Below are 15,478 nucleotides of genomic sequence, written 5' to 3'. Positions count from 1 at the left end.
CCTTGAGCGCAGGGCACCCGGTCCTATGAGGAGATTCCTGCGCGAGCACAGCCTGACGCTCGTCTTCGGCGGGCTGTTCCTCGCGGCGCTGGTCGGCCAGTTCTTCGCGGGCCACGCCGACTACAACGAGCGTCAGGCTGCGCTGGGTCAGCCGTTGATGACACTAAGCTCCTACCTGTTCTCCGCCGACTTCCTCGTCGACGTCGTGGAGAACTGGCAGTCCGAGTACCTGCAGTTCTTCCTGTACGTGACCGCTACGGTCTGGCTCATCCAGCGCGGCTCCACCGAGTCGAAGCCCGCGGAGAAGGCCGGCCACGAGACCGACGAGGAACAGCAGGTCGGCGCGTACGTCAAGAAGGACTCGCCGAAGTGGGCGAAGGCCGGTGGCTGGCGCACCGCCTTCTACTCGAAGTCGCTCGGGCTCGCGATGCTGGTGCTGTTCCTGATCTCGTGGTCGTTGCAGTGGGTGGCGGGCTGGTACGCCAACAACTCCGACCCGCTGGCCGAGAAGATGGGGCTGTTCCAGTACTTCCTGAGCGCCGACTTCTGGAACCGGTCGCTGCAGAACTGGCAGTCCGAGTTCCTCGCCATCGCGTCGATGGCGATTCTGAGCGTCTACCTGCGGCAACGCGGCTCGCCCGAGTCGAAGCCCGTCGGCTCCCCGCATGCGGTGAGTGACAGGTCCGGTTGACGACGAAAGCGCGGCGGGACTGTTGTCCCACCGCGCTTTCCAAGGCAGCGCGACCACCTTCGCGGGTCGTCGCCGCCCAGCGCGGTGACCACAATCTCCACCGGTTGCTTCGGGCACCCAGTAGGGCACCTCACGACACCGCCCCCGCACCCCCATATGTCCGATATGAGGGTGCGGGGCGGCGCCGCGATGCGCCCGCCTGGCCGCTCGAAGCAACCGGCGGAGGTTGGTGGTCACCGCGCTCTAAGCGAGGATCTCGCCGACCGTGCCGGCACCCACGGTCTTGCCGCCCTCGCGAATCGCGAAGCCCAGCCCGGTGTCCATCGCCACCGCCTTGCCCAGCTCCACCGTGACCTCGACGGTGTCACCTGGCAGGGCCAGCGTCCTGTCGAGCTCCACCACGCCGACGACGTCGCCGGTGCGGAAGTGGAACTGCGGGCGGTAGTTCGACGCGATGCCCGTGTGCCTGCCGCCCTCGGCGTGCGAGAGCAGGTACACGGACGCGCGGAACCGGGTGTGCGGCGCGACGCTGCCCGGCAGGGCCAGGACCTGGCCGCGCCGGACGTCACCGCGCTTCACCCCGCGCAGCAGGATCGCGGCGTTGTCTCCCGCCTGGGCCTGCTGCATGGGCTTGCCGAACGTCTCGATGCCGGTGGCCACGGACGTCACGGAGTCGCCCAGGCCGAGCACCTCGACCGCGTCGCCGAGGCCGAGCACACCGCGCTCCACCGCGCCGGTCACAACGGTGCCGCGGCCGGTGATGGTCAGGACGTTCTCGATCGGCATCAGGAACGCGCCACCCAGGTCCCGCTCCGGCACCGGCACGTGCGTGTCCACGGCGTCGAGCAGCGACACCACCGACCGCACCCACTCCGGGTCGCCCTGCAGCGCGCGCAGGCCGGAGACCCGCACGACCGGGGTGGCGTCACCGTCGAAGCCGTACTGCGAGAGCAGGTCGCGGATCTCCAGCTCGACCAGGTCGAGCAGCTCCGGATCGCTCACCGCGTCAGCCTTGTTCAACGCCACCACCACGTACGGCACGCCCACGCGGTGCGCCAGCACCACGTGTTCGCGCGTCTGCGGCATCGTGCCGTCCTCCGCGGACACCACGAGGATCGCGCCGTCCAGCTGCGCCGCCCCCGTGATCATGTTCTTCACGTAGTCGGCGTGGCCGGGCATGTCGACGTGCGCGTAGTGACGCGTCGGCGTCTCGTACTCGACGTGCGCGATGTTGATCGTGATGCCGCGGGCCAGCTCCTCGGGCGCCCGGTCGATCCGGTCGAACGCCGTGAAGGTGGTGCCCGAAGGGTCCATTTCGGACAGAACCTTGGTGATGGCCGCGGTCAGCGTGGTCTTGCCGTGGTCGACGTGTCCCATGGTGCCGATGTTGAGGTGCGGCTTGGCACGCACGAACTCTTGCTTCATTGCCCTATGTCCCTCAGGAGTCACAGCTGGAGGTTCAGAACCGATGGACCGCTACCACCCTCCTCCAGTGGTCCTGAAGGATGGACTGGAGAAGGGTCAGAGTCGGGCGCCGGCCAGCTGTGCCAGGGCAACGGCGAGCGCGTCCGCAGGAACACCTGCGAACGTGTTGTGCTCAGCCGTCAGGAACATGCGGTGATCGTGACAGGGCCGCTAGTTCGTTGTCACGCGGTTTTCCACAAGCCCGATCAACGCCCGTGCGGCGGGACTGTGCGGACCGTCCGCACGCCACGCGAACGCGAGCCTGCTGTGCGGTGCGGGATCGGTGATCCGCACGGCGTGCAGGCCGGAGACCATCGACGCCGCCAGGATCGCCGGCCCGAGCCCGCGCTTCGCCAGCGTGATCACCATCGGCGGCGCGGACGCCTCGAACGCGATCCGCGGCCGGCGCGCACCGCAGGCGGCGTCCAGCGCCCCGCGCAACCCCGTCCCCGGGCGGCAGGCTGATCAACCCGCGCTCCAGCAGTTCGTCCAGCGGAACGGACTCCCTGCCGTACCAGGGATCCGAGGCAGCGACTGCGGCCACGAGCGGCTCGTCGGCCAGTACCCGGACGGACAACCCCTCCGGCTCCGCACCCGTGTAACCGACCAGTGCGAAGTCCAGCCTTCCGTCCACAAGGGACGAGATCAGCTCGTCGGAGTCGGCCTCCGACAACGTGATCTCGACAGCCGGGTAGGACGAGTGGAACTCCGACAGCAGCTCGGGGAGGTCCATGATCCCGCACGACACGACCATCCCGACGCGCACGGCCCCGCGCACCAGCCCGGCCATCTCCTCCACGGTCCGCCGCGCCGACTCCACCGACCCCAGCGCGGCCCGGACGAGCGGCAGCACCGCCGCGCCCACGTCGGTCAGCGTGACCGTGCGGCCCGACCGGTCCAGCAGGGCGTGCCCGAGTTCGCGTTCGAGCCGACGGACCTGCGCGCTGACCCCCGGCTGGGCGACGTGGACCCGTTCCGCCGCCCGCGTGAACGAGCCCGATTCCGCGACCGCGACGAAGTACTCAAGCTGGCGAAGCTCCATAACTGATGATTATAGGAAGCAGTACAGCTAGATGTTGGACATATAGGTGCAGGCCAGAGACGCTGAAGATATGCAGATCTTCTACCCCGGAGACACCGGTTACGACGAGGAACGCAGCGGTTTCCAGACCGGACTGCGCCACGAGCCCCAGGTGGTCTTCGCCGTGGAGACCGCGCAAGACGTCGAAGAAGCCCTCCGGTACGCCGAGAACCACGGCCACGAGTACGCGGTCCAGGCCACCGGCCACGGCCTCACCACGGCGACCACCGGCGTCCTGATCTCCACCAAGCGCATGAACGACGTCCGGATCGACCCCGCGACCGGTACCGCGAGGGCCGAAGCCGGCGCCGTGTGGCAGCAGGTGATCGAGAAGGCGGCCGGACACGGCCTCGCCCCGCTCAGCGGCGACGCCAGTGACGTCGGCGTCGTCGGCTACACGCTCGGCGGCGGGTACGGCGTGCTGGCGCGGGAGTTCGGTTTCGCGAGTGATCGCGTCCGCGCGACCGAGAAGGCCGGGGACGTCGTCACCGCGCTGGAGTTCGAGCTCCTGCCCGTCACCGAGGTCCACGCGGGCGAGATGTTCTTCGAGGCCCGGCACGCCGAAGCGGTCTTCGAGGCGTTCCACGGCTGGGACCTGCCGGACCACGTCACACCGGCGCTCACCACCCTCGGCGACGTCGTGCGCATCACCTTCGCGAGCACCAAGCCGTTCGACATCGGCCATCTGCATGTCGCTCCCACGGTGAAGGAGGAGTTCGGCGTGAAGCCGTTCTCCCAGGCCGTCGGCAGGCCACTGCCCCCGCACGCCTACCAGGGCGACAACGTCCTGGTGGAGGACCTGCCGCTGGAAGCCCTCCAGCGAGCCCGGGAGACGGCCGCGAACTCCAGCGCCGAGATCTTCCTCGGAGTGCTCCCGCTCGGCGGTGCCCTGGGTACCGGAGCCACCCACCTGATCAAGCTCATCTCCCCGCAGTCGGGTGTCGGGGAGCAGCACGAAGAGGTGTTCGACCAGGTGCGGTCGTTCGTGGTCGGACGGTCGCGGAACTTCCGGTACGCCGTAGGCTGACTCGCATGACCCGAGTGGTTCTCGTGGAGGACCACGACATGGTCGCCGAGGCGATCGGCCTGGCCCTGGAACGCGCGGGGATCGAGGTGATCGCCCGCGCGTCCACCGTCGCGGCCGCACTCGCGGAGGCGAGCCGAGGTGAGCCCGACGTCGTCCTGCTCGACCGCAGACTGCCGGACGGCGACGGCACCTCGTTGATCGGTGAGTTCGTCGGGCTCGGCGCCAGGGTGCTGGTGCTGACCGGGGAGGCCACGGCGTCGGTCGCCGCGCGCGTCGCCGAGGCCGGCGGTGCGGGTCTGATCCTCAAGTCGGCGAGGCTGGACGAGCTGGTCGAGGCCGTCCGCAGGGTCGCGGCGGGCGAGGTCGTGTTCGACCCGAAGCTGCTCGCGGGTGTGCTCGACCGGCTGACCGGCCGCGTCGGCGTCACCGGCGCCACGCTCACCGTGCGCGAGCGGGAGACGTTGGCGCTGCTCGCGGACGGTGCCGGTACCGACCAGATCTCGGCGCGGCTCGGTGTGGCTCGTAACACCGCGCGCAACCACGTGCAGCACGTGCTCGACAAGCTCGGCGCGAGCTCGAAGCTCGAAGCGGTGTCCATCGCCCGCCGCGAGGGCCTGCTCGACTGATGCAGACGCACCAGACGGCATGGGTTGGTTGCGTCTGCGCGAAACGCTGCCGCAGGTGCAGTGTGGGTCCGTGGCCACGAACTCGCTCGTCCAAGCCGTGTTCTCCCTGCCGGAGAACGACCGGCGCGGTGGCGTGGCGCTCGCCCGCGACTTCGCCCGCCGGGCGGCGCAGAGGTGTGGTTACCGAGGCCATCACGAGGACGTCGTCCTGGTCGTCAACGAGCTCACGACCAACGCGGTCTGCCACGGCAGCGGCCACCCCGTCGTGCGCATCTTCGGTGGCGAGGAGCAGGTGCTGGTCGAGGTCGTGGATGACGCGGCCGACCCTGCTGGACCACGTGCGCCCAGCAGGGGCCTCCAACTCGTCGCCGTCCTCGGTGAGAGCTGGGGCGTCACGGAACGAGCCGGCCGGAAAATCGTCTGGTGTGAGCTGACGGCCTAGCCGCGATGATGAGCCCGTGCACCCGGACGCCTCGCGAGACAACGACCTCTTCCGGCTGCTCGTGCAGGGCGTCCGCGACTACGCGATCTTCGCGCTCGACCCCGGCGGCCACATCGTGAGCTGGAACGCCGGAGCCGCGCGCATCAAGGGCTACGCCGCCGAGGAGATCATCGGACGGCACTTCTCGGTGTTCTACCCGCCGGAGGACGTCCGGTCCGGCAAGCCCGAGTGGGAGCTGCGGACCGCGAGGGCCGAGGGCGCGATCGAGGACGAGGGCTGGCGGGTGCGCAGCGACGGCACCCGGTTCTGGGCGAACGTGATCATCACCGCGCTCTACGACGACAGCGGTGAGCTGCGGGGGTTCGGCAAGGTCACCCGCGACATGACCGAACGGCGGCGTGCCGAGCAGCAGCTCACCGACCGGCGCCGGCTGCTCGCCCACCTCGTCGAGGCGCAGGAACGGGAACGGCAGCGCATCGCCTGGGACGTGCACGACGACACGATCCAGGCCATGGTCGCGGTCGACATGCGACTGCAACTGCTCGCCGGCAAGCTGCCCGCCGAGCACCGGGCGACCGTGGACCAGCTCGACGGCGCGGTCCGCGCCTCCATCAGCAGGCTGCGCAACCTGGTGTTCCGCGTTCGCCCGCCCGGCATCGAGCGCCACGGGCTGCGGGACTCGCTGGCCGTGTACCTGGCCGACACCTCCACGGCGGCGGAGATCCGCTACGCGCTCGAACGGGAGCCTGGGGCCGACGCGGCCATCACGATCTTCCGCATCTGCCAGGAGGCGCTCACCAACGTCCGCAAGCACGCGCGCGCCTCGTCCGTCCTGCTCGAACTGTCCACCGCGGACCGCGGCTTCCTGGTGCGGGTGGTGGACGACGGCGTCGGGCTGCCCGACCTCGACCCGGACGCGGGTCACTTCGGGCTGATCGAGATGCGGGAACGGGCGGAGTCCGCCGGCGGCTGGTGCACCGTGCTCGGGCGGGAGAGCGGGGGCACCGTCGTCGAGTTCTGGCTCCCGGACGTGCGGTCATGATCGTCCGCGTGCTCATCGCCGACGACGACCCCCTGATCAGGGACGTCCTGCGCGACGTGCTCGACGACGAGCCGGACCTCGAGGTGGTGGCGGTCGCCGCGGACGCCCGCGAGGCCGTCGAGCTGGCCGGACGGCACTCGCCGGCGGTGGTCGTGCTCGACGTGCGGATGCCGTTCGGGGGTGGCTCGCACGCGGCCGCCCAGATCCTGCGGCGTGCGCCCGGAACCCGGATACTGGCGTTCTCCGCGTACAGCGACGCGGGCGCCGTCGACGACATGCGACGAGCCGGCGTCACCGACTACCTGGCCAAGGGGGTGCGCAACACCGAACTGGTCGCCGCCGTCCGGAGGTTGGCGGGCGGGTAGGTTGTGGTGGGGAAGCAACGGCCGTAACGTCGGGGATGTAGCCGGGTTCAGCAGCGTGCTCGGAGTCAGAGTCTCATGCGCTTCGGCCACCGGGGAGTGCTGGTGAACGAAGAACAGTTCAGGGAATCACCGCTGCTGACAGTCCGTGCCGCCGAGGTGGCCGGGCTGGTGGTCGTCGCGGTCGAAGGTGAGATCGACGTCGACACCGCCGACGACGTGCTGGACGCCGTTCGCCTCGGGTTCGTCTCCGCGGGCCCCGCTCTGATCGCCGATCTCACGCTGGTCAGCTTCTTCGGCTCCACCGGCATCTCGACGTTGATCTCGGCCCACGAACTGGCCGAGGAGAACGGCAAGAAGCTCCACATCGTCGCCCCGCAGCGCGCCGTCCGCAGGCCGCTCCAGGTCACGGGTGTCGCCGACGTCCTCTCGCTGCACGACTCCGTCGAAGAGGCGGTCTCGGCGTTGAAACCGGTGCCCAGCGAGTAGGCCCTGTCCTGCAGGGCCTAGCCGCCGGTCCGCACGTCTTCAGCCGGCCAGCTCGACCAGCTTCGGCACCACGTCGTCCGGGGACGGCATGGCGGCGATCTCCGCCGCGATACCGGCGTTCGCGGCTCGCACGTCGTTGTCCCGCAACAACTTCCTCGCCACCTCCTGCGCCGCGTCCGCCGTGAAGTCCTCGCCCACGAGCTGGGCGCCCAGGCCGGTGTCCGTGACGATCTCGGCGTTGCGGAACTGGTCGGCACCCTGCGGCAGCACGAGCTGCGGCAGGCCGCGCGTCATCGCGGCGACCGTGGTGCCGGCGCCACCGTGGTGCACGACGAGATCTGCGTGCGCGAGCAGATCCGCCTGGGGCACCCACGGGAGCACGTGCACGTTGGCCGGCACGTCGGTCAGCACGGACGGGTCGACCTGCGGCCCGGTCGCGACCAGCACCTCGGCGTCGACACCGGACAGCCCGGCGATCGCGGTGCGCAGCACGTCCGGGTTCGAGAACGCGGTGCCGAACGTCAGGTAGACCAGCGGCCTCTCGTGCTCGACGACCCAATCGGGCAAATCGCCCGGTTCGGCGAACGGAACCGGCCGCATCGGAATTCGATCCACGCTCGCGAGATGGTCAAGATCCTGTAAAGAAGGCGGGAAGACGTCGAGATAAGTCGATCCGAGTCCGTAATGGTGCCCATTCGGCAAGGTGATACCGAGTTCGGCGACGTACTCCAGGAGGAGGTTGCTCATCGCCTCCGGAATGAGGTTCTCGTCCATCTTGCCGAATCCGTGGCAGACCGCCGGAATCCCGGCGCGCAGGGCGGCGAGGCCCGCACCGGGGTTGATGAGCTCGAAGACGACCAGGTCGGGTTTGTCCCGCTCGAGCACCGGTTCCAGATCGTTCACGAAGGCCCTGGGCAGCACGGACCCGAAGGCGTCCACGGCGGTCTGCCGCAGCATGTCCCGGCGGAACTCGGCCGTGCCGTGCAGCGCGTTCGCCTGGCGGAACGCGTCCCAGATGCTGATGCCCGCGTCGACCACCGTGAACCCGAGCTTTTCCACGGTCGCGTGGAATCCCGAGTCGACGGCGTAGAGAACGTCATGTCCTTGCGCTCGCGCGGCGATCGCGAGCGGAAGTATCGGGTAAACGTGTCCGTGCGAGCCTAAGCTCGAGAAGAGAATGCGCACCCGGTCAGATTAGGTGTTGTTCTATTGCATGGGGAGACTTTCCCACCGTTCAGCTACCTCGTGGGGTGAGGGCATCGCCGCCATCTCGGCGCGCACCTCGCCGGCGGCCCGCTGCAGCTTCGAGTCCTCGATCAACCGGGTGAGCAGCGCCGCCGTGACCTCACGCGGCTCGGCCCGCAACCCGGCCCCGCGCCCGGTGATCGCCGTCGCGTGCACGGTCCGGTCGCCGGGCCCGGGCTCGACCAGCTGGGGCACCCCGGCCGCGAGCGAGCCGAGCAACGTGCCCGCCCCGCCGTGGTGCACGATCCCGTCGCAGAACGGCAGCACCCGCGGCATCGGCACCCACCCGACCGTCCGGACGTTGCCCGGCAGGCCGTCGGTGCGATCCGGGCGGACCAGCACGAACTCGGCGTCCACCTGCCCGGCCGCCTTGACCACGGCCGCCATCATCCGCCCGGCACCGGGACCGGGCGCGGTGCTGCGGCTGACCAGGATGCGCGGCGTGCCGGACGGCTCCGCGAGCCACTGCGGCACCTCGCCGTCGCCGCTGTACGGCACGAACCGCATCCGCTCCCCACCGGGAAACTCCGCGAGAGACGGCGGCGCGGTGCGCAGAACCGTTGCGGGAGAACGCACTTCGGACTTCATCCGCGCACCGACCGCGTCCGTCAGCACCAGCCCGTCGAACAACGACACGTCGTGGACGATCGACGGCACCCCCAGCGCCGACCCGGCGGCAGCAAGCGGTTCGTGCACCACGACGTCCGGCCGCCACTCGCGAGCGAACGCCCGCAACGGCTCGGTCATCGCGTCGCCGACCCTGCCGAACATCCGCGACACGAAGTCGAGCCGGCCACTGCCCCGCATCTCCCTCTTGGCCACCAGCGGATGCCTGAGCATGATGCGCAGCGCCATCGGCCCGAAGCGGAGGCCGGCCGGCACGACGTCCTCGACCCGCAGACCGGAGTCGCGGACCCGCAGCGCCTCACCGCCCGTCGCGACGACGACCTCGTGACCCGTCTCGCGCAGTGCCAGGGCCAGCGGCATCAACGGGAAGACGTGACCCAGGAGGGGAGCGGAGACCACGAGAACACGCATAGGTCCAGGTTAACCGCATGCGCGCGGTGCCTCGGATATCAGACTCCGGCCTACGGCTCGACCAGCCGCCGCACGGCCTCCTCGACGGACCGCCGCCGCTCCAGGTGACCCGAGCCGGTGCCGTTGGACCACATCGACGCCACCGCCAGCACCAGCTGCAACACGTGCTCCGCCGAGAACCGCGCCGACACCACCCCGGACTCCTGCGCGGACCGGATCGCCTCGACCTCGGCCACACGGCTGACCGACCCGCGCCGTTCCAGCCGCTGCCAGGTCGCGAGCCGCGCGAACTCCGGGTGCCGGTGCTGCAGGTCGTACAACCGGGCCGCGTACCCCGGCAGGTCACGGGCGTCGAACTCCACCATGGCCGCGCCCACCACCTCCGACTGCACGGCGTCGAACAGCTCGTCCTTGCCGCCGTAGTAGTTGTAGGCGAGGCCCGCGGAGCACCGGGCGATGCGGGCGATGCGTTCCATCCGCGCCCCGGCGATCCCGTGGGCGGCGAACTCGACGAACGCGGCGTCCAGCAACCGGCGGCGGGTGCGTTCCCGATCGCGGCTGTGCATGGAACCAGGCTAGGGCGAAGGGGCCGCACCCCTGAAGGGATGCGGCCCCGGAAACCGGCGACTACTTGGCCATGTCGAACCAGTTGAAGCCCTCGACCATGTGACGGTTCGTCTCGCTGACGTAGCGCGGGCCGTCGAGCTCCCAGCGCGTCACCCAGCGGTAGGTGCCCGGCTCCAGCGACTCGTCCTCGCGGGTGTTCTCGTCGTCCTTGACCGGGACGTACTCCTTGAACGTCCTCTTGGTCAGGGTGACGTCGAGCGACTCGTAGGCGGACTGCGTGTAGAGGTAGTTGCCCTGGCCGCTGTCGGCCGCACGGCCCGGGTCGGCCAGCTTCAGCTTCATCGTGCTGCCGTGGAACGAGCCGGTCGCGGACACGACGGTGACGATGTGGCCACCGCCGCGCTGCAACGAACCCGTCGCGGGGCCGGCCCCGTAGCGGCCGTAGACCAGCTGCAGCGGGCCCTCGTTGAGCTTCTTCGCGAGGTCACCGGCGAAGTCCGGGTGGTCGTTGGTGCTCACCACGCCCGTGGACGTGGTCCAGCCGGCGTCGCGGGCGGGCTTGGTGGCGATGTCCCATGCCTTGCGCAGGTTGGTGAGGTTGGTGCCGTCGCTGGTGTACTTCGCGTCGACGCCGATGCGTCCGATGGAGTTGGTGATGACGCCGAAGTCGGCCGGGTCCTTCGGGTCGAGGTTGCCGACCTTGGTGGTCAGCCAGCCGACCGGGGCGTCCTTCTGATGGCCCCAGTAGTGCAGGACGTTGTAGAGCGAGGCGGGGCCGCAGTAGGCGCCACCGTTGTTCTCGAAGCCGGCGCGGTGCTGATCCACGTCGCTGACGCCGCACTTCTTGACGTTGAAGTCCGCACCCGCCAGGTCGGAGGCGCCGACGCACGGGGGCGGCGTGCCGATGATCGGGTCGGCCACCGCGGTGGCGGGAGCGACGACGGCGGTCAGAGCGGCGGCGGCGATCAGAGCGTTGCGGATCATTTCGGTTTCCCCTTTGAGATCTTGTGTTCCCCTGCGGTGACACAAGATTCGCCGAGGCGACCCCCCAAGGGCATGAGGGGAGATCCCTCAACCCTCCAGCCGAAAAGATGGGTGTATCAGGGGCACCCCCACGTCGCTCCGTCTCAGGCGAGGACGCGTGAGAGATCCTTGCGACCTGCGATTCCGAGCTTCGTGTAGATCCGGCCGAGGTGGTTCTCGACGGTCTTGGGCGTCACGAACAGCTCCTGCGCGATCTCCCTGTTCGCCCGGCCCGCCGCCGCCAGGTCGGCCACCCGCCGTTCGGACGCCGTCAGCGCCTCCGCCCCCAGCACGATCTGCCGTCGTGGCCGGTCACCGAGTGCCTCCAGCGCCTCGGCCGCGCGGGTCTGCAGGACCGTCGAACCGCAGTCGCCCGCCAGTTCGATCGCCCTGTGCAACGGCTCGCGCGCGTCCGTCCGGCGCCGGGCCACCCGCAACGCCTCGCCCAGGTCCACCAGGGAGCGGGCGAGCTCCAAGCGTGAAGGCGAGTCCTCCAGCACGGTCACGGACTCGGTCAGCAGCTCCAGCCGCGAGTCCGCGTCGGCGTTCGAGAGCAACCGCAGAGCGGCGCCGACCTCCGTGGCAGCGCCCCACTTGCGGGCCACCTCGAGTTGTTCGGCGGCCAGTTCCAGCGCCAGTTCCTGCTGGCCCAGCAGCAACGCCGCGCGGGTGGCCGGTCCGCGCCAAGGAACGGTGGGCGGGTCGACGTGCACGTGGTGCATCGCGTCGCGCTGGCGGTACGCCTCGGCCATCGCGCGCCGTGCGTCGCCCTCGGCCAGTGCGATCAACGCGCGCACCTCGTGCAACCAGATCATCGGCATGGTCAGCCGGGCATCGGCGTGGGCGCCGTCGAACGCGCCGATGAACGCGGACGCCGCCGCGACGTCGCCTCGTTCGAGCGCCGCGTAGACCGCGAAGTGCGTCGAGGTCGCGCGCAGGCTGATCACCTCGGACACCGGGTCCTCGTGCGCGACGGCGGCCAGCGCGCCCTCGGCCTCTGCCTCGACGGCCCGCATGTTGCCGCAGCGCCAGTCCAGGAACAGCGACGCGTTCGCCACCATCGCGAACTCGACCGGCGACCCGTGCGCCCGCACCTTGAGCCTGGCCCGCTCGATCTCGTGCCGTGCGGTGTCCACGCCGTCCGCCGCCATCAGCGCGAGCAACGCCACCAGCCACGCGACCATCGCGTCCGTGCTGCCCGTCGCGTCGTCCAGGTACGCACCGTTCGCGAGCGCGCGCGTCGCGGTCGCGGCGACCTCGTCGTGCGGCCACACCTCGTAGCGGCCCATCTGCGCGAGGAGACCGAGCAACGTGCGTTCGTCCGGGGTGCCGCCCGCGAGTCCGGAGTAGCCGCTGAGGTGCGCGGACGCGATCTGGCGCTGGTCGGGGAGGAACGAGCGGAACACCGCCAGCCGTGCCTCCAGGTGCAGGCGCGACTCGCCGTCCGGGCGGGCCGCGATGGCCTCGGTGAGTTCCGCGATCGCCGCGGCGGGGCCTTCCAGCGCGGCCGTCGCCGAAGCCGCTGCCGCCACCAGTTCCGCGTCCGGCAGCCCTTGCGCCGCGGCTTTCAGGTGCCGGTGCGCGTTGACCGCGTCGCCGAGCCGCAGCAACGCGCGCCCGAGCTCCGCGCGCAGTCCGGCGTCGGTGGGCCGCTCGTCCACCGCCCGTGTCAGATGTCCCGCGGCAGTGCGCGGGTCACCCGCCGAGAGCAACGTCGCCGCGGCCTTCCTCAGCACGTCCGCGGCGTTCGGCAACGTCCCTTTGGGAGCGTGCACGAGATGTGCGGCCACCCGGTCAACCGATGCGTGCGACTCCTGCAACGACTTCGCGGCGCGCGCGTGCAGCGAGGCACGCGCGATCGGCCCGAGACCGGTCAGCACCGCCTCGCGCACAACGGGATGCACGAACTCCAGGTGCTCACCGGTGACCAGGACGTTCGCCGCCGTCAACGCCTCGACCGCGGCCGGCAGATCGGTGACCTCCGCCAGTTCCGCGGCCTGCCACGGATCGGCGTGCGTGCCGAGCACGGCGACGGCGCCGGCGAGCTTGACCGCCGGTGCCGGCAGGCGTCCGAGCGTGGCGCGGAAGACGGTGCTGGGGCCGAGCCCGCCGACCTTCCCGGCCGTCGCGGCGTCGTCCAGCGGCAGCCCGAGCGCCGCGAGCTCGTCGACCAGGACACCGGACAGGAACGGGTTCCCGCCGCTGGCCGCGTGCAGGGCGGTGATCACCTCGGGGTGCCCGCCGACGAGCGCGCTGAGCGCGTCCGTGGTGAGCGGACGCGGCAGCAACCGGTCGGCGGACACGCTGAGCTGCGCGAGCGGCCCGAAGTTGTCCGCCGGCGGCCTGGTCGCGACGACCAGCGCGATCGGCAGGTCCGCGATCCGGCGCGACAGGTAGACGAGGAACTGCAGCGACGAGTGGTCCGCCCAGTGCGCGTCGTCCACCGTGATCAGCAGCGGCCGGGTGGACGAGAGGTCCACCGCGACCCACCACAGCGAGTGCAGCGTGCGGGCGAGCTCGGCCTGGCTCGGGTCGAGCGCGGCGTCGTCCAGGGCCTTCAGCGCCGCCCCGGACGGCCCGGCGAGGATCTTCTCGCGCAGCTCGCCGGAGTACCGAGACACGGACCGCTCGACCATCTGCCGGACGACGCCCCACGCCATCGCGCTCTCCATGGCGTCGCCGACGGCCTGCAACCGCCCGAACCCGCGTTCCTTGGCCAGCTCGCGGCACTCGTGCACGAGCCTGGTCTTGCCGATGCCCGCACGGCCCTCGATGACGACGACACGACCCTCACCACGGGTGGCTGCGTCCAGAGCTTCACGAATGTGCGCGATCTCGGAGTCACGTTCAAGCGGTTCGCGCACGAATCGATCGTAGCGGCCGTTTCGCGCGCTACATGCCGATCATCGGCTGCGCAGAAGAGCGACTTGATGCTCCATCCGAGTGATCGTCAGGACACGCACTCGTCTCGCACGGGCCCTTCGCCGTTGAACTGCTTCTCCACGAACTGCTTCGTCTGAGCGGGGTCGACGGCGAATCCGGAGGTGCCGTCGCGCTGAACGGCCTCACCCACCGGCAACGTCGCCGTCCGGATCTTCACCGGTCCCTGGAACCGTGCCGCGAACTCCACCACGTCCCAGCCCTGGTCGACCTGGATCGCCTCCCTGACGCTGCGGGCCATCATCACCGCTTTGTCCCCCGCGATCTTCGCGGCGAGCCCGGCGAGGAAGGCCTGGTGCCGTTTCGTCCTGTCCAGGTCGCCGCCCGTCAGGTCGAACCGCTGCCGCAGGAACGCCAGAACCTGGTCGCCGGCCACCACCTGCTTGCCCGCGGGCAGGTCAACGCCGCTGAGCGGATCCTTCGCCGGTGCGCTCAGGCACACCTCCACACCGCCCACGATGCCCGCGATCTGCCCGAACGCGGACATGTTGATCGCCGCCCAGTGGTCGACCTTCGACCCGGTCATCTGCTCGACGGCGTCCGTCAGCTTGCGCGGGTCCTGCATGTACAGGCCGTTGATCCGGTCAGGGCTCGACCCCACGTAGATGTCGCGGGGCAGCGAGATGATCGTCGCCGACCCGTCGCCCTCGAACCGCGCGAACACGAGCGCATCGGTGCGGTGGTACTCGTCCGTGCCGATGAGCAGGACGTTCTGTGCGGCCGGCGTCTGCGCGGCCGGTGACGCGTCGGTCTTCTTGATCGCCGTCGGGATGATCACGGCGGCGGCCGCGGCCGCCGCGGTCAGCGTGGCGACCCCGACGATCAGCCCGAGCGGCTTGCGCTTCTTGGCCTTGTGCAGGTCGGCCAGCACGGTCCGGGAGTCGACGCGTTCGTCGGCCTCAGCCTTGATGGCCTGTCGGATCAGGTCGTTCATGAGTGCACCCCCAGGGTGGCGGATCGGGCGAGTTCGTGAGTGCGCAGCGTTTGCAGCGCGCGAGAGAGTTGGCTGCGCACAGTCGATTCCGTGCACCCGAGCACTTGTGCGATCTCCGCGTCGCTGCAGTCCTCGTAGAACCGCAGCACCAACGCGGCACGTTGCTTGCGCGGGAGGACGGCGATCCGTGCGCGCATGGCCTCGCGTTCGGCGTGTGTGTCAGCCGGATCGGCCATCGACGGCACGTGCCTTGCGAGCTCGCTGCGTTCTACGGCGATCTCCCGCGCGGCCCTGCGGCGCCGCCACGACAGGTAGTCGTTGGTCACCATGCGCTTCACGTAGAGGTAGGGCGCGTCCATCGACCCGATGCGTTCCCACTTGCCTTGTGCGCGCATGAGCACGTTCTGCACGATGTCCTGCGCCAGGTGTTTGTCGCACGTGATGGCTGTGGCGTACCCCAGCAGCCGGTCCAGCCGATCAGTCACGAACTGGTCGAACCCCACGCCG

At 70.2% G+C, this 15,478-nt stretch carries 16 protein-coding genes; 7 read left to right on the top strand and 9 right to left on the bottom strand.

Annotation, left to right across the window (positions count from 1 at the left end):
• The first annotated feature begins 25 nt into the window (after positions 1 to 25).
• On the top strand, positions 26 to 691 hold the full coding sequence (locus tag LX88_RS33940; protein ID WP_258951877.1) for a DUF6766 family protein: 666 nt from the start codon (positions 26 to 28) through the stop codon (positions 689 to 691).
• A gap of 243 nt (positions 692 to 934) precedes the next feature.
• On the opposite strand, the gene tuf is transcribed toward LX88_RS33940, so the two are convergent.
• Both tuf and LX88_RS33930 read right to left on the bottom strand, forming a co-directional pair.
• Positions 935 to 2,116 carry an elongation factor Tu gene (tuf, locus tag LX88_RS33935; RefSeq protein WP_258951876.1) on the bottom strand — a complete coding sequence of 394 codons (1,182 nt, stop codon included), beginning with the start codon at positions 2,114 to 2,116 and terminating at the stop codon, positions 935 to 937.
• 172 nt (positions 2,117 to 2,288) lie between these two features.
• Positions 2,289 to 3,197 carry a LysR family transcriptional regulator gene (locus tag LX88_RS33930; RefSeq protein ID WP_443674882.1) on the bottom strand — a complete coding sequence of 303 codons (909 nt, stop codon included), beginning with the start codon at positions 3,195 to 3,197 and terminating at the stop codon, positions 2,289 to 2,291.
• A 70-nt stretch (positions 3,198 to 3,267) separates the two neighbouring features.
• Here LX88_RS33930 and LX88_RS33925 point away from each other — a divergent pair, with 70 nt between their 5' ends.
• The 6 genes from LX88_RS33925 (at position 3,268) to LX88_RS33900 (ending at position 7,224) form a co-directional block, all read left to right on the top strand.
• On the top strand, positions 3,268 to 4,263 hold the full coding sequence (locus LX88_RS33925; protein ID WP_258951875.1) for an FAD-binding oxidoreductase: 996 nt from the start codon (positions 3,268 to 3,270) through the stop codon (positions 4,261 to 4,263).
• 5 nt (positions 4,264 to 4,268) lie between these two features.
• The gene (locus LX88_RS33920; RefSeq protein WP_258951874.1) at positions 4,269 to 4,889 is read left to right on the top strand and encodes a response regulator transcription factor; all 621 of its coding nucleotides are present in this window, start codon (positions 4,269 to 4,271) and stop codon (positions 4,887 to 4,889) included.
• 70 nt (positions 4,890 to 4,959) lie between these two features.
• On the top strand, positions 4,960 to 5,331 hold the full coding sequence (locus tag LX88_RS33915) for an ATP-binding protein (RefSeq protein WP_258951873.1): 372 nt from the start codon (positions 4,960 to 4,962) through the stop codon (positions 5,329 to 5,331).
• Between the two features lie 16 nt (positions 5,332 to 5,347).
• The gene (locus LX88_RS33910; RefSeq protein ID WP_258951872.1) at positions 5,348 to 6,373 is read left to right on the top strand and encodes a PAS domain-containing sensor histidine kinase; all 1,026 of its coding nucleotides are present in this window, start codon (positions 5,348 to 5,350) and stop codon (positions 6,371 to 6,373) included.
• On the top strand, positions 6,370 to 6,738 hold the full coding sequence (locus LX88_RS33905) for a response regulator (RefSeq protein WP_258951871.1): 369 nt from the start codon (positions 6,370 to 6,372) through the stop codon (positions 6,736 to 6,738). The genes LX88_RS33910 and LX88_RS33905 overlap by 4 nt, the downstream gene beginning before the upstream one ends.
• A 102-nt stretch (positions 6,739 to 6,840) precedes the next feature.
• The gene (locus tag LX88_RS33900; protein WP_258951870.1) at positions 6,841 to 7,224 is read left to right on the top strand and encodes an STAS domain-containing protein; all 384 of its coding nucleotides are present in this window, start codon (positions 6,841 to 6,843) and stop codon (positions 7,222 to 7,224) included.
• 39 nt (positions 7,225 to 7,263) lie between these two features.
• Here LX88_RS33900 and LX88_RS44460 read toward each other — a convergent pair whose 3' ends face one another.
• From LX88_RS44460 to LX88_RS33865, 7 genes are all read right to left on the bottom strand, one after another.
• Positions 7,264 to 8,409, bottom strand: coding sequence for a glycosyltransferase (locus tag LX88_RS44460; protein ID WP_258951869.1), 1,146 nt, complete (start codon positions 8,407 to 8,409; stop codon positions 7,264 to 7,266).
• Positions 8,410 to 8,430: 21 nt separating this feature from the next.
• Positions 8,431 to 9,507 carry a nucleotide disphospho-sugar-binding domain-containing protein gene (locus LX88_RS33890; RefSeq protein ID WP_258951868.1) on the bottom strand — a complete coding sequence of 359 codons (1,077 nt, stop codon included), beginning with the start codon at positions 9,505 to 9,507 and terminating at the stop codon, positions 8,431 to 8,433.
• A 50-nt stretch (positions 9,508 to 9,557) separates the two neighbouring features.
• On the bottom strand, positions 9,558 to 10,073 hold the full coding sequence (locus LX88_RS33885) for a TetR/AcrR family transcriptional regulator (RefSeq protein ID WP_258951867.1): 516 nt from the start codon (positions 10,071 to 10,073) through the stop codon (positions 9,558 to 9,560).
• 61 nt (positions 10,074 to 10,134) lie between these two features.
• Positions 10,135 to 11,058, bottom strand: coding sequence for a hypothetical protein (locus LX88_RS33880; protein WP_258951866.1), 924 nt, complete (start codon positions 11,056 to 11,058; stop codon positions 10,135 to 10,137).
• A gap of 143 nt (positions 11,059 to 11,201) precedes the next feature.
• Complete coding sequence (locus LX88_RS44455) at positions 11,202 to 13,961, bottom strand: helix-turn-helix transcriptional regulator (RefSeq protein ID WP_258951865.1); 2,760 nt, start codon at positions 13,959 to 13,961, stop codon at positions 11,202 to 11,204.
• A gap of 86 nt (positions 13,962 to 14,047) precedes the next feature.
• Entirely contained in the window at positions 14,048 to 14,971 is a 924-nt protein-coding gene (locus LX88_RS33870; protein ID WP_258951864.1) for an LCP family protein, read from the bottom strand.
• Entirely contained in the window at positions 14,968 to 15,474 is a 507-nt protein-coding gene (locus LX88_RS33865) for a SigE family RNA polymerase sigma factor (RefSeq protein ID WP_258951863.1), read from the bottom strand. Before LX88_RS33865 ends, LX88_RS33870 begins: the two co-directional genes overlap by 4 nt.
• Between the last annotated feature and the right edge of the window lie 4 nt (positions 15,475 to 15,478).

It is taken from the genome of Lentzea californiensis (assembly GCF_024648825.1).
Taxonomy (GTDB): Bacteria; Actinomycetota; Actinomycetes; order Mycobacteriales; family Pseudonocardiaceae; genus Lentzea; species Lentzea californiensis.
The sequence above is the reverse complement of the archived record's forward strand: the minus strand, read 5'-3'. Positions and strand labels throughout refer to the sequence as shown.

What these genes read in the sequence shown, in the direction of transcription:
- LX88_RS33940 (WP_258951877.1), top strand. Translation starts at nt 26, where the DNA reads ATGAGGAGATTCCTGCGCGAGCACAGCCTGACGCTCGTCTTCGGCGGG.
- tuf (WP_258951876.1), bottom strand. Translation starts at nt 2,116, where the DNA reads ATGAAGCAAGAGTTCGTGCGTGCCAAGCCGCACCTCAACATCGGCACC.
- LX88_RS33930 (WP_443674882.1), bottom strand. Translation starts at nt 3,197, where the DNA reads ATGGAGCTTCGCCAGCTTGAGTACTTCGTCGCGGTCGCGGAATCGGGC.
- LX88_RS33925 (WP_258951875.1), top strand. Translation starts at nt 3,268, where the DNA reads ATGCAGATCTTCTACCCCGGAGACACCGGTTACGACGAGGAACGCAGC.
- LX88_RS33920 (WP_258951874.1), top strand. Translation starts at nt 4,269, where the DNA reads ATGACCCGAGTGGTTCTCGTGGAGGACCACGACATGGTCGCCGAGGCG.
- LX88_RS33905 (WP_258951871.1), top strand. Translation starts at nt 6,370, where the DNA reads ATGATCGTCCGCGTGCTCATCGCCGACGACGACCCCCTGATCAGGGAC.
- LX88_RS33890 (WP_258951868.1), bottom strand. Translation starts at nt 9,507, where the DNA reads ATGCGTGTTCTCGTGGTCTCCGCTCCCCTCCTGGGTCACGTCTTCCCG.
- LX88_RS33885 (WP_258951867.1), bottom strand. Translation starts at nt 10,073, where the DNA reads ATGCACAGCCGCGATCGGGAACGCACCCGCCGCCGGTTGCTGGACGCC.
- LX88_RS33880 (WP_258951866.1), bottom strand. Translation starts at nt 11,058, where the DNA reads ATGATCCGCAACGCTCTGATCGCCGCCGCCGCTCTGACCGCCGTCGTC.
- LX88_RS33870 (WP_258951864.1), bottom strand. Translation starts at nt 14,971, where the DNA reads ATGAACGACCTGATCCGACAGGCCATCAAGGCTGAGGCCGACGAACGC.